The following is a 19367-nucleotide window of genomic DNA, read 5'->3' on the forward strand; positions in this document are numbered from 1 at the left end:
ATTCCATCATAGTCCAAAGGTCTTTAAGCTTCGTTAAAAGAATTGTTTTCTTTTTCTAACCTAAGAAAGCTACTATAGGAATTATTTTTTAAGTTTTTGTTGGAGCTTATGAATCGATTGAATGGCTTCAAATGGTGTAATGTGAAGCAAGTCCATTGATTGTAGCTCTTTTAGCACGCTTTTTTCTTTTTTAGAAAGAGCAGGTGATGACTGTTTTTGTTGACCGTATACTGTATCATCAAACAAAGCAAGCTGCCCGGGCTCTCTTTCCCTTTCTACCTCTTGATAACTTTCCTCAAGTACTCCTTGAGTTACTGGTACCTTAACTTCTTCTTTAGAGTTGTTTTCGAGCTTGTCCAATATGACTTTTGCTCTCTCGATTAATGGTTTAGGCAATTCTGCTAGTTGAGCAACATAGATACCGTAACTTCGATCCGCAGACCCGTCGATCACTTTGTGCAAAAATACTACTTCTCCGTTTTCCTCAGCAGCGGAAACGTGAACGTTCTTTAACTTTGCCAAGTCACTTTCAAGGGCAGTTAGCTCGTGGTAGTGAGTAGAAAACAAAGTCTTGGCTCCTATTTCATCGTGAATGTATTCCATGATCGCTTGAGCTAGCGCCATTCCATCATACGTTGAAGTTCCACGACCGATCTCATCGAGAAGGATTAAACTATTATGGGTAGCTTTTGATACTGCATGTTTTGTTTCCATCATTTCAACCATAAACGTACTTTGTCCTTGGGCAAGATCATCAGCGGCCCCAATTCTCGTGAAAATCTGGTCAAAGATCGGTATACTCGCTTCCGATGCGGGAACATAACAACCCACTTGCATCATAACGGAACACAAAGCAAGCTGGCGCATGTACGTGCTCTTACCGGCCATATTAGGTCCGGTAATAAGAAGCATTTCACTACTTGGATCAAGAAGAATATCATTTGGTACATAGTCTCCTTGGTCAATCATCTTTTCAACTACTGGATGTCGCCCATCTTTAATAGAGACACTTCGGTCCTCATTTATATAAGGCTTTGTGAATTGGTTATCTTCACTTACTTCGGCAAAGCTTTGTAGCACATCAAACGTACTAATCACTTTAGCAAGCTTTTGGAGTTTTCCGATGTACACTTTTACGTCTTCTCTTAATTGTAAAAACAACTCGTGCTCCAGCTTCCCGCTTTTTTCTTCCGCTTCCAAGATAAGTGATTCCTTCTCTTTTAGCTCAGGCGTAATAAATCGTTCCGCATTTGAGAGTGTTTGTTTTCTCTCGTACCTTCCCTCAGGGAGCGATGGCACGTTTGAGCGAGTAACTTCAATGTAGTACCCGAACACTTTGTTAAAGCCAATTTTTAATGATTTTATGCCCGTAGCCGCTCTCTCTTTTTGTTCAAGTGCGGCAATCCACGACTTCCCATTTTTCATCGCATCTCGGTATTCATCTAGCTTGCTGTTAAAGCCGTCACGGATCATGCCCCCTTCCGTAATGGATACAGCAGGCTCATCAAGGAGGCTATCTTCAAGAAGCTTTTGTAAATCGGTACACCGATCCACATTTTCCATGAGTCGATCAGAATACGGGTACTCCAACCGATTCACGGTTTCAAAGATTGAAGGTACTCTTTCAAGAGACTTTTTTAACTGAATGAAGTCTCTTGCATTTGCATTTCCAAAAGCTACTTTCCCCGAAAGTCTTTCAAGGTCATACACTTGACGCAAGTTTTCTTTTAGTTCTTCCCGTTCAAAAAATCGGTCCATTAAGATCTCGACCATTCCCAGTCGATCCTGTATTTTCTTAGGATCTAGTAAAGGTCGCTCAATCCACTGCTTCAAGAGTCTACCTCCCATCGCAGTGACGGTATGGTCAAGAAGCCACAGTAACGAACCGTACTTCTTTTTTTCACGAATCGTTTCTATTAGCTCAAGGTTTCGTTTGGAATGAACATCTAGTTTCATATAGTCTTTAGAATAGTAAAAGGTCGCCGGCTGTAGATGATCGAGTGAGCGCTTCTTCGTTAGATAAAGGTAGTTTAGCAAGAGGGTTACCGTTGTTTTTTCAAGGTGTTCATCAAGATTTTTGACCAGTTCTATCATTTCTTTAGGGAGTGAGGCAGCCTCTTCCTCTGAAAACGTCACATTTAACACCTGTTGAATGCTAGTTCTATATTCATCTGAGAATGCTTTTGATACGACAATTTCTTTCGGTGTATATGCAGCTGCTTCTTGAATGACGTCTTCAATGGACTCGTCCAATTTAGTAACACGGATTTCTCCAGTTGTAAGATCAGCAGCCGAGAGACCAAAATGCCCATCCTCTTCAAAAAGTGCCAGCAAGTAATTATTTTCTTTTTCATGTATCGTCGTGCCATCCATCACTGTTCCCGGCGTAATTAGTTGGACAACCTCTCTTTTAACTACACCTTTAGCTGTTGCAGGATCTTCCGTTTGTTCACAAATGGCTACTTTATATCCTTTTTCAATAAGTTGATTAATGTAGCCAGAGCATGCGTGGTAGGGAACACCGCACATGGGAATGCGATCCTCTCCTTTACCTCTAGCTGTAAGTGTAATTTCAAGTTCTTTCGCAGCTTTAATGGCATCTTCAAAAAAGAGCTCATAAAAATCCCCTAAACGAAAAAATAAAAAGGCATCTTTGTAGTCTGCCTTTATTTTTAAATATTGCTTTATCATTGGTGTTTGTTGTTTCGACATAATCTTCCTCCAGCTCGCATCATTCGTGGTCTAATTATAACATAGCCATCCCTTATGTTGAGAGAGGAAAACGTTGAGATTGTATCCAACTGTGAAAGCGATCTATCACATCACGATCACTAGAACTGCAATCTGTTTTCAAGGAAGTAAACATCTCGTCAACAACATCAGTGATCACCTTTTTGTCTCCTTCCTCGTAAGCACGCCGGACAACGGTTGGTAGGGGGTACCAAGGAAGAGTATGATTGTTCATAATCCAGTCAATCCATTCAAAAAGCGGCTCACTATACGGAATGTGGTGGTACCACGATGACAGGGTACGGTACTCGAAGCCCCTATACGAATTATGTCTAACGTTTCCCAGCCCTCCAACAAGTGTCTTTCTCCTCCGAGAAGAAGAGTGACTGTCGTTTATCATGAGAGGAAGGGCTAATAAAGCGTCTAGCTGGCTTGTTTTCTTGAAAGTGGGAGACACATTACCAAAATGAAGGTGACCACCTAAAAAAAAGCGATCGATAGGGTTGGCAACTGAAATGGTTTCAAGCGAGGTATTCTTAAGCTTTTCCTCTTGTTGTTCATAAAGATGGTGTACATGTTCGAACAGCTGTTTTCCAGAATCAGCAGGTTTCGGATGAAGTTCAAAGATTGGTTTGTAAAAGGTGTATCCTTGTCTAATCATGGCGCCATCAGTCAGTCTCTCAAGTTCGCTTTGATTTAGTTTTAAACTTTGAAACTTACCACTCTCTTTATTAGCAATCATATATTCCACGTCTGCTCCAAAGGTGATGGGTTGAGTCTCATTTACTATTTTTTTAACACAATTGTGTTTAGCCGTGAAATCTTCAACCACCGTCGTCTTCCCTATCCGAACGATTGTACAACAAAAATCAGAGCATTGTTTCAAGTAAGCTGTTCGAAAAGCTAAGTCTATCATGTCTTGTAAAAGGTAATGTTTTTTACCTTCTAGGACATGAAGATAAGTAGGTTTTTCATCTTTTGCATGGCACACCGAAATCGAGTGTGCATTGTATTCGGTAGCGATCATCTTCAACTTGAACAGCGCCAGTTTTTGTTCCACTTCTCTACCCTCCTAAAAAAAGAATAAGGAAGAAGATTGCTCTTCTCCCCAGTTTCTTTATTCTTCTAAATCTCCCATTAGGAAGTTCGGATCCAGGTCCTCAAAGGCTTCATCTTCTACATCATAATCCCACACTTTTTCATCCCAGTCGTCTCCTGAGAAGTCAGGATTTACGTAAACACAAACCTTTGTTTCACCGATAACTTCCACCATGAACTCCCGCTCTACTTGCACATTGACATCCGTTGCATTAGTGGCAATGGTAGCTTCCAATGTATTTGGTTGTTGAATCGCGCGAGCCAACACTTCCATCTCGTCGGAGAGAACGTTTTTATCTTGAAGGGCCAAAGGTACAATATCTGTATAGGCAACGGTTTCTGTTGCTACATTGGTTTTCGTATTATTATCATACGAGAACCAAATGTTAATATCGTACTTTCCGTTTACTTCAATGGCGTCTCCCTTTTTCTCTGCATCGTACTTGTGATTAATGATCCAGCACCCTAAAATGCTAGTCGGCTTATGTGCAGGAGTAATATTGTGACTTGCTTGAGAAAACTTTCTCCCTTTACCGCACACAGCCTTTGTAATAATCTCTCTGTAATTTAGGTTTTTGTCGCTAAGTGACATGCAATTCCCTCCTCAAACAATTTTACTCATAGCCATTCAAAACTTAGGAATCATGACAGTTTCATATGCATCCTATGCAGGACATTTGACCAGTGTGATTAAAAGTTTTCTGCTACGTTACTTCAGCCTATGTGAGCGTACGCAATTTGTTACACCGTTCAGCCTTTATAGTAAGTTCAATTATGTATATGAGATCTTTTGATTGTTCATGCCTTCATAGATTTTTTTTTTGACGCGAGGGTGCTTTCTTTACATTAACTTTGATGAGCATCCCCTCGCGTCAGTTTATAAAGCTCCGCTTCACGCCACCCGTTCCCTTTTCGCGGCGGTGCCTTCGATCCTCCTCGGGCAAAGAGAATGTACTGAAAAAGTTCGATCTTTAACTTTTTCAGTACATTCGAAGCAATGAGCGTAACGGTTGACTGTTCTGAAAGCCTGATACGAGTTGGTTTCTTGTAACAGACGCGTAACCGAGTGAAGCCATTGCCATTCAAATAAAGCCACTGAAAAAGTTGGGGTTTACTTTTTCAGTGGCTTCCAAAGTCCTTGCGTGGTCGCTCCTGGCCTCCACGGCTACAGGAGTGTCGCTACTTGCGTTCCGCTACGCATAACATGAGGGCACAGTACTTCACGTAAAATTAAGTTTACTGACTAAGGGGTATACTCTTTTTAACTATTTAATACGGTATGTGAAATATGTATACGATCATTCAAAATATCAATAGTGATACTGCTCTCATTTCAATAGAAGATAACAGCATGATCATTTATATGTATCAGCCTCATATTTGGAGGATCGCTCTTTAACACTTAAATCAAGAGTCCTGATGTATGAATAAAATTTCTATTATAAAGGAAACCTTAAAACGCAAAAAAAACCGCCAGTTAAGGCGGTTTTTTTTAAAATTAACAACCGGAGTTGAATGGGTTTTTCGTTGTGGTGCCTTGTAGCACATCGCCACCGGTAGATTTAATAATTTCATCTGTAACGGTGTTCGAAATGGTTGTTGAGACAAGCTGTAAAAGACCGTTCACTTCAGTTTGGGATTGCTTGAATTCCTTTACGATCGGGATCTGATCGAGCTCATCTTGAAGGGCGTCAATCTTCGCTTCCACTTCTTTTAGCCCTTCCGTTTTATTGTAGTGTTGCAAGTTTACTGCTTCTTTTTGAAGCTTTTTTATTTGGCCAATAATTTCCTGTACGCGGAGATTTTCATTGATTTGGAGTTCTGCACGTTTGAAGAAATCCACTTCTTCCGTTTCCGCCATGACTTTGGCTAATTGCTTCGCTTTTTCAATGACTTCTTTTTTTGTATGTGCCATATTATTTCACCTCTGCTGTTTCGACTACTTGCCCGTTTAATGACCAAGTTTTCGCTTCTGTTATTTTAACTTGAATAAGCTTCCCAACGCAAGATTTAGGAGCCTTAAAGTTTACAAGACGGTTCGTTCGAGTACGGCCTGCTAACACTTCAGGATCCTTTTTACTTTCACCTTCAACAAGAACTTCAACGACTTCCCCTTCAACTGCTTTATTTTTTTTCGCTGAAAGTTCGTTAACAAGTTCGTTTAATCGCCGTAGACGATCACGTTTAACTTCATGAGGAACATTGTCCTGCATATTTGCAGCAGGCGTGCCATCACGAGGGGAGTAAATATACGTAAAGCAGCTATCGTATTCCATTTCTCTTACAAGGCTCATTGTATCTTCGAACTGCTCTTCTGTCTCATTAGGGAATCCAACAATAATATCTGTTGTAAAGGATGCATGAGGCATTGCTTTTTTGATTTTCCCTGCTAATTCAATATAGCTTTCACGGGTATATTTTCTTGCCATGAGTTTTAACACGTCATTGTTTCCGCTTTGAACTGGGAGGTGTATATGCTCCACCAGGTTTCCTCCCTTAGCCAAAACTTCAATAAGGTGATCGTCAAAGTCTCTTGGATGACTGGTTGTAAAGCGGACACGCGGGATATCGATTTTTCGGATTTCATCCATTAAATCACCCAGTCCATAATCTATACCAACGAGATCTTTCCCATAAGCATTAACGTTTTGTCCAAGAAGTGTAATTTCTTTATATCCGTTTCGCGCGAGATGACGAACTTCTTCAATAATATCTTCTGGCCTTCTGCTTCGTTCTTTTCCTCGTGTATAAGGAACGATGCAATACGTACAAAACTTGTCACAGCCGTACATAATGTTGACCCAGCCATGAATTTGACCTTTTCTGGCCCGAGGCATACTTTCAATTATGTCTCCCTCTTTTGACCATACTTCAATAACCATTTCTTTTGACAGAATCGCATCTCTCATCAAGTGAGGAAGACGATGAATGTTATGCGTCCCAAAAATCAAATCCACTTGCTGATGCTTTTGCATAATCTTGTTTACAACCGATTCTTCTTGAGACATACAACCACAAACGCCAATGATTAATTCAGGACGTTCTCGCTTCATCGTTTTTAAATGACCGATTTCTCCGAACACTTTGTTTTCTGCATTCTCTCGGATGGCGCACGTGTTTAAAAGGATCACATCAGCGTCTTCAGTACTTGCTGTCGATTCAAATCCCATATTCAAAAGGATACCTGCCATGTTTTCCGAATCGTGTTCATTCATTTGACATCCGTATGTACGGATGAGAAACTTTTTCCCTTTTCCGATTTCTTGCATCGTTTCAGGCACTTCAAAATCATAATGAATCTCGACATTTTCTTTTCCACGTTTTTTCGCTTGCTTCAAATTAGGAGGTACATAGGTTGTTTGAAAGTATTGAGAATAGTCTTTTTTCTGATCGGATTTTTTGTCCGCAGAATCAGACTCCACAATTGTTTGAGATTTTCGTTGTTCTTCATTCATCGATTGCTCGACCCCTTTATATAACAGTAGTCTTCCAACCTATAAGTATAAAGGGTTTTTTTATGTTTCACAATACTCTATCCGTTTTCAGTACTCACTTGCACACATGTTTTTGCATAATATTGGTATCGCTGTTACACTACAGGGAGTTTCTAGAGATTGACCGAAAGGGGCTTTTGGATGGACCAATGGATTCAACAGTATAAATGGGCGCTCTTATTATGGACAAGCTTCCTTCTCCTTTTGGTGCTCTTGTTCAAACCTTGGGAGACGTCTACATTTGACACGGACGTATCGTTCGAAAAAGAGCACATTGAAAAAGACTATGGAGAACTCAACCCGGATGTTGAAGAGATTATTGAACTGGGCAAAGGTCTTATGGGTACTCCCTTCCATTCAGGAGGTAATAACCCTGAGAAAGGGTTTAATTCCTCAGGCTTTGTTCAGTACATATATAAAGAGGCTACTGGGATACGTATGCCAAGATTAGCCGCTCATCAGTATGATCTTGGAAAGAAGTTAAGCAAGGAAGAGCTTTATCCTGGTGATCTCGTTTTCTTTGAAGGCGATACAATCATGAGCGGGGTTTATACAGGGCACGGCGAGTTTCTCGTTGTATCTCAAAGTAACGGCGTAGAACAACGGTCACTATTCGCAGATGGGTTTTGGAGTGAGCATTTTATTGGCGGAAAGCGCATGACGGATGAAGACATGCGTGACCTTCACCCTAGCACATACACCGATCACCCACACCCGATCATAAGGGAGGCCATTATGTATCTTGATACTCCTTATGTATTTGGGGGAAATACTACGAATGGATTTGACTGTTCCTTTTTTATTCAACAAGTACTTAGAGAAAGTTCTGAGATCTATTTGCCACGTGTAACGAAGGATCAGTTCCAGCTCGGTGAAGAAATAGACAAAGACGATATAAAACCTGGTGACGTTCTTTTCTTTTCAGGGGTAGATACCCAAGGAAATGGTAATGAAAACGACCCTAGAATGGACTGGGATGTGAATCATGTTGGTATTTATGTAGGAGGAGAGTATATGATCCATGCAAGCCGCACAGAGAAAATGACACAACTCTCCTTTATTAACGACTACTGGGGTGATGCTTTTGTTGAAGCGAGACGTTATGACCATATGAGTCTTAACGATGAATTCGCTGTTGTCCAAGAAGCGTCGACTCACTTATTTAGCAAAGACTTTACTACTCCAGGGTTTGTAAAACATGTGTACGAAAAAAGCATGGGAATTACCATTCCAACAACGGCAGAAGAACAATGGAACTCCGGTTCCCCTGTAAACCGTGATCATCTGGAGATTGGTGATATCCTTTTCTTTCAAGGGTCTAATAGTTACCTCTCTGCATTATACATCGGTCATGATTTGGCCATGTTTGCTAGTAGCTCAGCTGGTGTTACGATTCGTCATCTTGATTACGATGAATTCTTCAAAGAGAATTATCTTGGAGCAAGACGAGGTTGGGTTTAAAGTGCGTTAACAAATGAAGATGTGACCAAGGAATAGGCGGTGCAGATCATCCGCTCCTAAAATACGCTTCCCTATGTAGGAATTATAGTTTTGATCTAAAGTAAAATACTTCTCTGTCCCAACAGAACTTTCTCTCCTAATATGTTTACATAATAAAAATACAGTAAATATGACGTCACTAAAAAAAATACCCCAAACCAAACATTTGTTTGGCTTGGGGTTACTCTTTAAATAATATTTAATTCTTTTCCTGCTTTTTCAAAGGCGTCAAGAGCTTCTTGAAGCACTTCCTTTGAATGCTCAGCCGTAACAATTGTTCGAACTCTCGCTTGTCCTTTCGCTACGGTTGGGAATGCGATCCCTTGTGCAAAAACACCATACTCCAGAAGTTTATCAGAAAGTTGGTGAGCTTTCGCTTCATCCCCTACTACCACAGGAGTTACAGGGGTGTCACTTCTTCCTGTATCAAACCCAAGGTCTTGTAGGCCTTTTTTAAAGAACTTCGTATTGTCCCAAAGGCGCTCAATGAGCTCAGGCTCTTCTAAGAGCACGTCAATTGCAGCAGAACAAGCAGCTGTTACTGCAGGAGGATGAGATGTACTAAATAAGAATGGACGCCCTTTATGAATGAGGTAATCCCTTACCGATTGAGTGCTCGCTACGTAGCCACCCAGTACACCTATTGCTTTACTTAGAGTACCTACTTGAATGTGTACCCGACCGTTTAAGTCAAAGTGGTCTACTGTTCCTCGACCGTTTCGACCGAGAACACCACTTGCATGAGCATCATCGACCATAATAAGGGCATCGTACTTTTCACAAAGCTCCACGATTTCAGGTAGCGGCGCAATGTTGCCATCCATACTGAATACTCCGTCCGTTACAACAAGACGTTTGCGGAAGTCGCCACTTTCTTTTAGTGCTTCTTCCAAGCTTTCCATATCAACATGTTTATAAATCTTACGAGCTGCTTTTGTTAGACGGATCCCATCAATGATGGATGCATGATTTAATGCATCTGAGATCACGACGTCGTCTTTTGTCAAGATGGAACTAAGAATGGCTTGGTTTGCAGTAAAGCCGGACTGTAGAACAAGTGTTGCTTCTGTATGTTTAAATTCTGCAAGCTTTTTTTCAAACTCTTCATGAAGCGTAAATGTACCAGCAATGGTACGAACGGACCCAGTACCCGCTCCGTACTTCTCAACTGCTTCAATTGCCGCTTGTTTCATTTTCGGGTGCGTGGTAAGACCCAAGTAGTTGTTTGACGAAAGCTGAATGACTTCTTTTCCATTAATAACAACTTTAGCACCTTGGTCCGATTCAAGTGGAACGAGGGAGCGAAATACGCCTTCCCCTTTCATTGAATCGAGCTCTTCTTGTAAATATTCAAATCCTTTCACAAAAACCCCTCCATTTATCATCATTTGGTCTACGGATGAAGCACGACCTTACCGCATTTACCTTCCAACATGAGATTGAAACCTTTTTCGAAGTCTTCTAGAGGAAAATGGTGCGTAATCATAGGCTTTACATCCACTTGCCCCGAACTTAAAAGACCTGAAACTTGTTGCCATGTTTCATACATCTTACGACCTGTAATCCCTTGGACTGTAATGCCTTTAAATACAATATCATTCGTAACATCGATTTCAACGGGACGCACAGGCAAACTTAAAATGGAGACTCTTCCGCCATTTGTGACCATCTTGAATCCTTGATTCATGGCTATTGGATGACCGCTCATCTCGCATACAACGTCTACCCCTTCCCCGTTAGTTAATGCACGAACAACTTCCAACGGGTCTTCATTGATCGAATTTACAACCGTTGTAGCACCCATCTTTGTAGCCAAGTCAAGTCGATAGTCGTTCAAATCAAAAGCGATTACTTGAGAGGCACCACACGCTTTAGCAACACCTACTGCCATAATGCCGATCGGGCCACACCCGATAACAGCAACGGTTTTACCGGCAACATCTCCAGCTAACACGGTATGTACACCGTTCCCGAATGGTTCTTGCACACTCGCCACATCAAAGGGGAGTTCAGGATCATTTTTCCATAGGTTAACTGCCGGTAAAGCTACATACTCGGCAAAACATCCATCCCGATCTACACCGATGATTTGCGTATTTGCACAAATGTGAGCTTGACCTGTAAGACATTGCTTGCATTCTCCGCAAACAATATGTGTTTCAGCACTAACATGATCCCCAATATCAACATTCGTAACGTTTTTACCTTTTTCAACAACTACGCCTGCAAACTCGTGTCCAAATACATATGGTGGGTTGACTCTGCTTTGAGACCATTCATCCCACGCATAAATGTGAACATCCGTTCCACAGATTGATGTTGCTTTCACTTGTATAAGTACTTCTTGATCACTAATTTGTGGAATAGGAACCTCGTCCAATTTCGCCCCCGGGGCTCTTTCCGGCTTAACGATTGCTTTCATTGTTCCTTGCATCAATCAAAACACCCCTCGAATACTCTTAATATCCCGTTCATTTTATCATGGGGAGAATAGACACGTAAACAGAACTGTCCGCCTCTCATGGACACATGAGCGCGCTGAAAAATTTCTGGCGTTTTTTTTCTCATACAAATTAGATTTCGTAAAAAGAACCGAAATTATCCACGCTTCCCCCAAAGAATACTCGTAAAAAAAGCGTCCCAAAAGGACGCTTTTCGTTACATAAATTCAGATACCAGCTGATCAAATTTATCTTTCTTCATTTCGAGAGGCTGCTTTACCAACCCTTCGTCTTTGAACCCTTCAACGAGCTGTTCATAAGAAGGCTTTTCTTTATTCTGATAAATCAAACCAGTTACAAGACCATTATGTTTCATAAGTGTATTCATAGCCATTGCTCGATCAGTTGGATCATACCCTTCAATCGAAGAGAGCTTTGTAATATTTTCTTTAAACCAATCGTACGTATTAACTTTATTAAACGTGACACATGGGCTAAATACATTGATTAAAGAAAAGCCTTTATGCTCAATTCCTTGTTCAATGATTGACGTAAGCTCCTTGAGGTCGCTTGAAAAGCTTTGGGCAACAAAAGTACCTCCAGCTGATAAGGCCATTTCCATAACATTCAGTGCTGATTCAATCGATCCACCAGGTGTACTTTTCGTTTTAAAGCCCATATCACTTCGTGGAGAGGTTTGCCCTTTGGTTAAACCGTAAATTTGATTGTCCATTACAATATAAGTAACGTCGATATTTCGACGGATTGCATGTATTGTATGACCCATCCCGATTGCAAAGCCATCCCCATCACCACCAGAAGCAATAACAGTCAATTCACGGTTCGCCATTTTTACCCCTTGTGCGATCGGTAAAGACCTGCCGTGTATGCCGTGAAAACCATACGAATTAATATAACCGCTAATTCGACCGGAACAGCCGATACCGCTAACGACAGCCATTTTTTCAGGTGTCAAACCCGCACTAGCAGCTGCTCGTTGAATGGCTGCTTGTACAGAGAAATCCCCACATCCGGGACACCAGTTTGGTTTCACATTATTTCTGAAATCTTTAAATGTGGCCATTCTATAACAACTCCTTGCATGATTGATAGACTTCTGCGGGCAAGAATGGGTTACCGTCATATTTATTCAACGTTTTAAGCTTTTCTGAGCCTACTTCCATTTTAATAAGCTGAGCCAACTGGCCAGTGGCATTGTTTTCAATCACTACAACTCTTTTTGCACGGTCAATCATGTCTTTCAACTCATTTTTTGGAAACGGATGTAAGAGCCGAACATGACCGTGGTTTACCTTTATGCCATCGTTTTCAAGACGAGGCATCACTTCTTGAATTGTCCCTCGTGTCGAGTTAAAGCCTACGATTAAAAGGTCTGCGTCTTCATGACGTTCATCTTTAAAAACAGGTGTTTTAAAACGGTCTGTCAAATCTGAGAGTTTTCTTAATCTCTTATCCATCTGGATATTCCGGTTATCGGGACTCTCAGAAGGCTTGCCTTGTTCATTATGTTCCACACCAGTAACGTGATGAATGGCGTTTTTCATTCCTGGAATCACCCGCTTGGAAATACCGTCTTCTGCGTTTTCGTAACGCTTGAAGTAGACGTTTTTCTCAAGTTCTGGTAACTCTTCTGAGAGGTCGAACTTTCCACGTCTGATTTCAATTTTTTCAAAGTCCAAAGGTTCCACGGTCTGCTTCCCCAAAGAAAGTGCAAGATCAGAAACGATGATAACCGGGCATTGATACTCTTCTGCAAGATTGAAAGCTTCAATCGTATCATAAAACGCTTCTTCTACGGTTGAAGGTGCCATTACAATTTTAGGAATCTCTCCATGTGTTCCGTAAATCATCGCCATTATATCCGATTGCTCTTGTTTGGTCGGTAACCCTGTACTTGGACCTCCACGTTGTGTATCCACAATGACAAGAGGTGTTTCTGTAATCCCCGATAAACCAATCGCTTCCATCATCAACGAAAGTCCCGGTCCTGCCGAAGCTGTAAGAGAACGGACACCTGCATAGTTGGCTCCAATGGCCATTGTACATGCAGCAATTTCGTCCTCTGTCTGAATAACTGTTCCACCATATTCAGGAAGTTTCTTAATTAGGTATTCCATGATCTCCGATGCCGGTGTGATTGGATAAGCCGGCATGAACCTTGCACCACCGGCTAAAGCACCCAAAGCAATCGCATCATTGCCAATCATAAACATACGCCCTTTTGTTTCGACAGGCTCTAGGTGGAAATCGACTAATTCGTTCCCTGCTTCTTTTTTGAAATAAGCCATTCCTTCACGAATAGCTTCCATGTTTTTTTGAACGACCGAATTCCCTTTTCTTGAAAAGATCTGTTCAACTACACTGGTGAAGTCTTCTGGCTTAACTCCTAATAGAGTACTTGACGCACCTACAGCCACCATGTTCTTCATGAGAGAGGTACCTAGCTCATTTGCGATCTCAGTAAATGGTATCGAATATAAACTTGCAGAGGTCCCTTCTGGTTTTTCCGGTTTAAACTTACTATCAGCTATAATGATCCCGCCATCTACCAGCTCGTGGTGGTTCAGGTCAATGGTTTCTTGATCAAAAGCAACAAGGATGTTCAAGTCGTCACTTATTGCATTCATAGGTGTAGTACTCACTCGAATCTTATTGTTCGTGTGCCCCCCTTTAATTCGTGAGGAAAAGTGTCTGTATCCATACAAATAATAACCAAGGCGATTTAATGCCATGGAAAAGATTTCTCCAGTACTTTCGATTCCCTCACCTTGCTGTCCGCCTACCTTCCAAGACAATTGTTTAATCATCTTCTGCACCCCTTTACAAACGGTCCGTCTTTATTCGCTAAACTGTGCGGATCATGTTTTGTTTCTATTATTCTTATATTGCCCAACTAGTAATATATAGTCGAATTCCACGTATGTATGTCCACATAAGAGGATGTAAAATAGTGGAATACCTCATAAATCTCTTATATTGTAACACACTTTCTTTTTTCATAAATGAAAAACTCTGCCTGTTTCATGCCAAGAATTCTAACATAAACCCCTTTGTTTAGTGCTCATTCTACTTTCATTGCCGGTTTGAGTCGAATCTTAGTCAACGATTTCCGTTACTAAGAAAGCAATGAGTATCTCCTCGTGCGAGTATTTAAAGCTCCTCACCCTTTTCTTGTCATCACTAGAGTGGTGGTTGAAGCATACGGGCCCTTCAGCTTCAACTTTTCTTCTGTAAAAGCAACAAACCTTCCGCAAACAGAGTTTATAAAAGAACCAATAAATACACTGGACAAAGAAAAAACTGCCTGACATTGACATGTCAGGCAGCGGGCAACCCTTATCTTGGCTCAATAATTAATTTAATAGCCGTACGTTCTTCACCATCAATTAATATATCGGTAAATGCAGGAATACAAATTAAATCGATACCGCTCGGAGCGACAAAGCCTCGTGCAATGGCTATAGCTTTGACGGATTGATTTAATGCACCTGCACCGATTGCTTGGATCTCGGCTGCTCCCCGTTCCCGGATCACACCTGCTAATGCACCGGCTACAGAATTAGGATTGGATTTTGCTGAAACTTTTAATACCTCCACTTTAGGACCTCCTTAGGATGATTTATAGGACTGATTGGTAGAAGATGAAATAACGAAATTCTTCAGTCTAACTTATGAACTCCCTCGTCTCCAAGTTATGCTGATCGTTATTTGCGTAGCAAGAGACAGTTACTATATTCTTTCATTTACCTCATTTGGTATATATTCGAAACCTATAAATATATGCCCTTAGGAATTTTTTCCACAGTGCAGGGTACCTAGTCGAAAAAAGGTATATCTTCGTTAATAATAATTCTTTTTATCGAATCGGTTTTACCCGAGTCTTTATTTAGGGAGACGAAGACTCCGTTTAACTGTTCCCGTCCCTTCGTCACTTCAAACCTCGTAGGAAGATTTGTAGTGAACTTATGCAATACAGCTTCTTTTTCAACACCGAGTATGCCATCATAAGGTCCGGTCATTCCTACATCGGTAATAAAGCCTGTACCACCGGGAAGAACGCGATTATCAGCTGTTTGAACATGTGTATGGGTCCCTACTACAGTTGATACTTGTCCGTCTAAATACCACCCCATCGCTTGCTTTTCGCTAGTAGCTTCTGCGTGAAAATCAACAAATATAAAACGAGTATGAGAGGCTGCTTCACGAACAAGCTCGTCCGCTTCATTAAACGGACAATCAATAGGTGGCATAAATGTACGTCCTTGAAGACTAATGACAGCTAGCGTATGCCCTCCGATTTTCTTATATGTAATCCCTTTTCCAGGATTGCCTTTTGGGAAATTACCGGGTCTTATTAAGTCTTCTTTATCATCAATAAAGTCAAAGATTTCTTTTTTGTCCCACGTATGGTTCCCTAAAGTAACAATATCGGCACCGGCTTCTTTGATCTCATGATATACTTTTTCAGTTATCCCTTTACCAGCCGCTGCATTCTCTCCATTTACAATCGTCACATCCGGACGATACTTGGCCTTTAATTTTTTCAAGTATTCCTTTAACATGTTTCTACCTGGAGAACCTACTACATCTCCGATAAACAAAACTTTCATTATTAAAACTCCTTTTACTTCTTGTTCCATTTTACGATTAGAATAACCATACCAAAAGCATCCTACTACAGTGCTCCCCTAACGCAAAAACAGCTTGTATAATAAAAATAAAGTGGCAAATGCCACTTTATTTTGCATACTCAACTGCCCTTGTTTCACGAATAACGGTCACCTTAATGTGGCCAGGATAATCGAGTTCGTCTTCGATTTTTTTAGTAATCTCTCGGGCTAACCTGTACGAATCGTCATCATTGATCGAATCAGGTCGAACCATAATACGAACTTCCCGTCCAGCTTGAATGGCAAAAGTCTTCTCAACGCCATCAAAGGATTCAGAGATCTCTTCGAGTTTCTCCAGTCGCTTGATATACGTTTCGAGCGTTTCCCTTCTTGCTCCTGGTCTTGCAGCTGATAAAGCATCAGCAGCTGCAACAAGTGAAGCGATAACAGAAGTAGGTTCCGTGTCTCCGTGGTGTGAAGCAATACTGTTAATGACAACTGGATGTTCCTTGTATTTCGTGCCGAGTTCAACCCCGATTTCAACGTGGCTTCCTTCGACCTCGTGGTCAATCGCTTTTCCGATATCGTGTAACAAACCAGCTCTCTTGGCGAGGGTAACGTCTTCTCCGAGCTCACTTGCCATCAGGCCTGTAAGGTAAGAGACCTCCATAGAATGCTTAAGGACGTTTTGTCCGTAACTCGTACGGAATTTCAGTCGTCCAAGAATCTTAATAAGGTCCGGATGAAGACCGTGAATTCCTACTTCAAAAGTCGTTTGTTCACCATATTCTCGAATCAGTTCGTCGACTTCACGACGGGATTTTTCAACCATCTCTTCAATACGAGCTGGGTGAATTCTACCGTCTTGGACGAGTTTTTCAAGGGTTGTTTTTGCGATTTCGCGACGTATTGGATCAAATCCCGATAAGATTACCGCTTCCGGAGTATCATCAATAATCAAGTCAATACCGGTAAGAGTTTCAAGCGCACGGATGTTACGCCCCTCACGACCGATTATTCGACCTTTCATTTCATCATTCGGCAGTGATACCACGCTTACCGTTGTTTCGGCAACATGATCTGCTGCGCATCGTTGAATCGCCATTGATAATATCTCTTTTGCTTTCTTATCAGCTTCATTTTTAGCATTTGTTACTGCATCTTTGATCATAATCGCTTTTTCATGTGTTAATTCATCTTCAACGGATTTCATGATAATATCTCTCGCTTCATCTTTTGTAAAGCCTGAAATCCGTGCCAGTTCTTCTTGTTGCTTTTGAAGCAACTCCTCAACTTTGCTATTCATCTCGTCGATGTGTTGCTGACGTCTTGTCAGCTCTTCTTCGCGTTTTTCCAAAGAATCTTCTTTTTTGTCCAAGGTTTCACTTTTACGGTCTAATACTTCTTCTCTTTGTACCAAGCGGTTTTCCGTTTTCGAAATATCATTTCGTCGTTCACGAGCTTCACGCTCGGACTCAATACGGAGTTTATGAGCTTCATCTTTCGCTTCCAGAATTGCTTCTTTCTTGCTTGATTCAGCTTCACGCTTTGCTTCTTCGATAGTCTGTTTTGCCAGTTGTTCCGCACTGGAAATCTTGGCTTCTGCAATGGATTTACGTACGAAGTATCCGATGACGACACTAATTACTGCAGTGATTAGCAAAATGAGGATGAGAACAAAAATGTTGTCAATCATGACTGATTCACCTCCTCATGCTATTCTTGTTGTGTTTCGTTTTTTGATGTTGATACGTGTCATTTTTTAATGGTTCGGTATTAGCGCACATCCAGCACAGGTAATACAAAACAAATTGAGTATGTGGTAAGGCAGTATTCTTTTTAATTGTATGTCCCAATTCCCCCATTGTCAAGCTTTGGTAGAGTTGGATGGCAAAGAATTCAGTCGAATTTTTTATGGTTTCCATAATAGCGAAGAAGTTTGGGAAATATCGATTGGGACTACCATCACCGTAATATTAAATAAACAAAATATATCTTTACATCAGAAGGTAATACTCAGCTGATTATCATTCGGTTCCTTTCTTCGACGGTGGGGGTGAACCGATAGAAACACCATGATTATTACCTGTGGGTCAAAAGAACTCTCGGCACATTCGGTGCCGCACCAGTGTCAATTTTAGCGTTCAGCTGCCTATTGGAAGAAATTCGAACATTTTTCAATAGTAAAAGACAAAAAAGAGTGGCACCTCCCAAATCTGAGGTACCACTCTTTTATGACTGTCTTTTCCTAGACTCTTATTCCATCATTTAATTACTTCAAGTCTAGTGGGAGGTCTTCATTTTCACCTTCAAAATCCGCCTCTCCTGGTGGGACTTCTTGAGGTTCAATGAGGCTATAGTATTCACGAATCTTGGTTTCAATTGTTTCTGTTATATCTTGGTTTTCTTTCAAGAATTGCTTCGCATTTTCACGCCCTTGGCCTAAACGGTCTTCGTTAAAGGAATACCACGCACCACTTTTTTGAACGATATCCAAATCGGACCCGATATCAAGAATGGATCCTTCTCTAGAAATCCCTTCACCATACATAATATCCACTTCTGCCGTTCTAAAAGGAGGAGCAACTTTATTTTTTACAACCTTAATCTTTGTTTTGTTTCCGACCATTTCGTTCCCTTGTTTCAAGGCTTCTGCACGACGGACTTCAAGTCTAACAGAGGAATAGAACTTAAGGGCTCGTCCACCTGGTGTTGTTTCAGGATTCCCGAACATTACACCAACTTTTTCTCTAATTTGGTTAATAAATACGGCAATGGTCTTGGATTTATTAACAGCTCCCGAGAGTTTACGGAGAGCTTGAGACATAAGACGAGCTTGTAAACCTACGTGGCTATCCCCCATCTCCCCTTCAATTTCCGCTTTTGGTACCAAAGCTGCAACTGAATCGACTACAATCATGTCAACAGCGCCACTTCGTACGAGTGCTTCAGCAATTTCAAGAGCTTGCTCACCTGTATCCGGCTGTGAAAGGAGCAACTCATCAATATTAACTCCGAGCTTTTGAGCATAAATCGGATCAAGGGCATGCTCCGCGTCAATAAACGCAGCTTGTCCCCCTTGACGCTGTATTTCTGCAATCGCGTGAAGTGAAACGGTAGTTTTACCTGAAGATTCCGGTCCGTAGATCTCTACTACTCTACCTTTTGGGTATCCACCAACCCCAAGAGCTATATCTAAAGCAAGCGCCCCACTGGAAACAGTTGATACACGTTGCTCGGCTTGTTCTCCCAACTTCATAATCGAACCTTTACCAAACTGCTTTTCAATTTGGCGCAGAGCCATATCTAACGCTTGTTTGCGATCTGACATTCAAACCTCTCCTTTTTCAGCCCTTTACAAATAACGAGCTGTTTCAATTCATAAACCTATTTTAACTTCTTTTGAGACATTTGCCAAGCTTTTTGCAAACATTCGTTCCCCTTTTTTATTTCGTCCACAATCCTCAATCATT

At 41.2% G+C, this 19367-nt stretch carries 14 protein-coding genes; 1 reads left to right on the forward strand and 13 read right to left on the reverse strand.

The annotated features are described in order from the left end of the window. Positions 1–81 precede the first annotated feature (81 nt). The 5 genes from mutS to miaB all read right to left on the reverse strand — a co-directional run bounded on the left by mutS (position 82) and on the right by miaB (position 7283). Positions 82–2712, reverse strand: coding sequence for a DNA mismatch repair protein MutS (gene mutS, locus G476_RS0109095; RefSeq protein WP_026689816.1), 2631 nt, complete (start codon positions 2710–2712; stop codon positions 82–84). 52 nt (positions 2713–2764) lie between these two features. After that, positions 2765–3790, reverse strand: a complete 1026-nt coding sequence (locus G476_RS0109100; RefSeq protein ID WP_026689817.1) for a putative amidoligase domain-containing protein — start codon at positions 3788–3790, stop codon at positions 2765–2767. Between the two features lie 57 nt (positions 3791–3847). Further along, positions 3848–4420: an outer spore coat protein CotE gene (locus G476_RS0109105; protein WP_026689818.1), complete on the reverse strand. Its 573-nt coding sequence runs from the start codon at positions 4418–4420 to the stop codon at positions 3848–3850. Positions 4421–5326: 906 nt separating this feature from the next. Then, positions 5327–5743: a YlbF/YmcA family competence regulator gene (locus tag G476_RS0109110; RefSeq protein WP_026689819.1), complete on the reverse strand. Its 417-nt coding sequence runs from the start codon at positions 5741–5743 to the stop codon at positions 5327–5329. A 1-nt stretch (position 5744) separates the two neighbouring features. After that, positions 5745–7283, reverse strand: a complete 1539-nt coding sequence (miaB, locus tag G476_RS0109115; RefSeq protein WP_026689820.1) for a tRNA (N6-isopentenyl adenosine(37)-C2)-methylthiotransferase MiaB — start codon at positions 7281–7283, stop codon at positions 5745–5747. Between the two features lie 180 nt (positions 7284–7463). Between miaB and G476_RS0109120 the strand changes: the two genes are divergently transcribed. Then, on the forward strand, positions 7464–8783 hold the full coding sequence (locus G476_RS0109120) for a C40 family peptidase (protein WP_026689821.1): 1320 nt from the start codon (positions 7464–7466) through the stop codon (positions 8781–8783). Between the two features lie 227 nt (positions 8784–9010). Here the strand turns inward: G476_RS0109120 and G476_RS0109125 are convergent, their stop codons facing one another. The 8 genes from G476_RS0109125 to recA form a co-directional block, all read right to left on the reverse strand. Next, positions 9011–10186: a glycine C-acetyltransferase gene (locus G476_RS0109125; protein WP_026689822.1), complete on the reverse strand. Its 1176-nt coding sequence runs from the start codon at positions 10184–10186 to the stop codon at positions 9011–9013. Between the two features lie 29 nt (positions 10187–10215). Further along, positions 10216–11256, reverse strand: a complete 1041-nt coding sequence (tdh, locus tag G476_RS0109130; RefSeq protein ID WP_026689823.1) for an L-threonine 3-dehydrogenase — start codon at positions 11254–11256, stop codon at positions 10216–10218. Positions 11257–11480: 224 nt separating this feature from the next. Beyond that, positions 11481–12347, reverse strand: a complete 867-nt coding sequence (locus G476_RS0109135) for a 2-oxoacid:ferredoxin oxidoreductase subunit beta (RefSeq protein ID WP_026689824.1) — start codon at positions 12345–12347, stop codon at positions 11481–11483. Between the two features lies 1 nt (position 12348). Continuing rightward, complete coding sequence (locus G476_RS0109140) at positions 12349–14091, reverse strand: 2-oxoacid:acceptor oxidoreductase subunit alpha (RefSeq protein ID WP_026689825.1); 1743 nt, start codon at positions 14089–14091, stop codon at positions 12349–12351. 529 nt (positions 14092–14620) lie between these two features. Then, a complete protein-coding gene (locus G476_RS0109150) occupies positions 14621–14881 on the reverse strand; it encodes a stage V sporulation protein S (protein WP_026689826.1) in 261 nt (86 codons plus the stop codon). A gap of 218 nt (positions 14882–15099) precedes the next feature. Further along, positions 15100–15894: a TIGR00282 family metallophosphoesterase gene (locus G476_RS0109155; RefSeq protein WP_026689827.1), complete on the reverse strand. Its 795-nt coding sequence runs from the start codon at positions 15892–15894 to the stop codon at positions 15100–15102. A 127-nt stretch (positions 15895–16021) separates the two neighbouring features. Then, entirely contained in the window at positions 16022–17590 is a 1569-nt protein-coding gene (rny, locus tag G476_RS0109160) for a ribonuclease Y (protein ID WP_035186336.1), read from the reverse strand. Positions 17591–18166: 576 nt separating this feature from the next. Continuing rightward, positions 18167–19225: a recombinase RecA gene (gene recA, locus G476_RS0109165; protein WP_026689829.1), complete on the reverse strand. Its 1059-nt coding sequence runs from the start codon at positions 19223–19225 to the stop codon at positions 18167–18169. Positions 19226–19367 lie beyond the last annotated feature (142 nt).

The sequence above is a fragment of the Alteribacter aurantiacus DSM 18675 genome, from assembly GCF_000429705.1.
GTDB classification, from domain to species: domain Bacteria; phylum Bacillota; class Bacilli; order Bacillales; family Salisediminibacteriaceae; genus Alteribacter; species Alteribacter aurantiacus.

What these genes read in the sequence shown, in the direction of transcription:
- mutS (WP_026689816.1), bottom strand. Translation starts at nt 2,712, where the DNA reads ATGTCGAAACAACAAACACCAATGATAAAGCAATATTTAAAAATAAAG.
- G476_RS0109105 (WP_026689818.1), bottom strand. Translation starts at nt 4,420, where the DNA reads ATGTCACTTAGCGACAAAAACCTAAATTACAGAGAGATTATTACAAAG.
- G476_RS0109110 (WP_026689819.1), bottom strand. Translation starts at nt 5,743, where the DNA reads ATGGCACATACAAAAAAAGAAGTCATTGAAAAAGCGAAGCAATTAGCC.
- miaB (WP_026689820.1), bottom strand. Translation starts at nt 7,283, where the DNA reads ATGAATGAAGAACAACGAAAATCTCAAACAATTGTGGAGTCTGATTCT.
- G476_RS0109120 (WP_026689821.1), top strand. Translation starts at nt 7,464, where the DNA reads ATGGACCAATGGATTCAACAGTATAAATGGGCGCTCTTATTATGGACA.
- tdh (WP_026689823.1), bottom strand. Translation starts at nt 11,256, where the DNA reads ATGCAAGGAACAATGAAAGCAATCGTTAAGCCGGAAAGAGCCCCGGGG.
- G476_RS0109135 (WP_026689824.1), bottom strand. Translation starts at nt 12,347, where the DNA reads ATGGCCACATTTAAAGATTTCAGAAATAATGTGAAACCAAACTGGTGT.
- G476_RS0109140 (WP_026689825.1), bottom strand. Translation starts at nt 14,091, where the DNA reads ATGATTAAACAATTGTCTTGGAAGGTAGGCGGACAGCAAGGTGAGGGA.
- G476_RS0109155 (WP_026689827.1), bottom strand. Translation starts at nt 15,894, where the DNA reads ATGAAAGTTTTGTTTATCGGAGATGTAGTAGGTTCTCCAGGTAGAAAC.
- rny (WP_035186336.1), bottom strand. Translation starts at nt 17,590, where the DNA reads ATGATTGACAACATTTTTGTTCTCATCCTCATTTTGCTAATCACTGCA.
- recA (WP_026689829.1), bottom strand. Translation starts at nt 19,225, where the DNA reads ATGTCAGATCGCAAACAAGCGTTAGATATGGCTCTGCGCCAAATTGAA.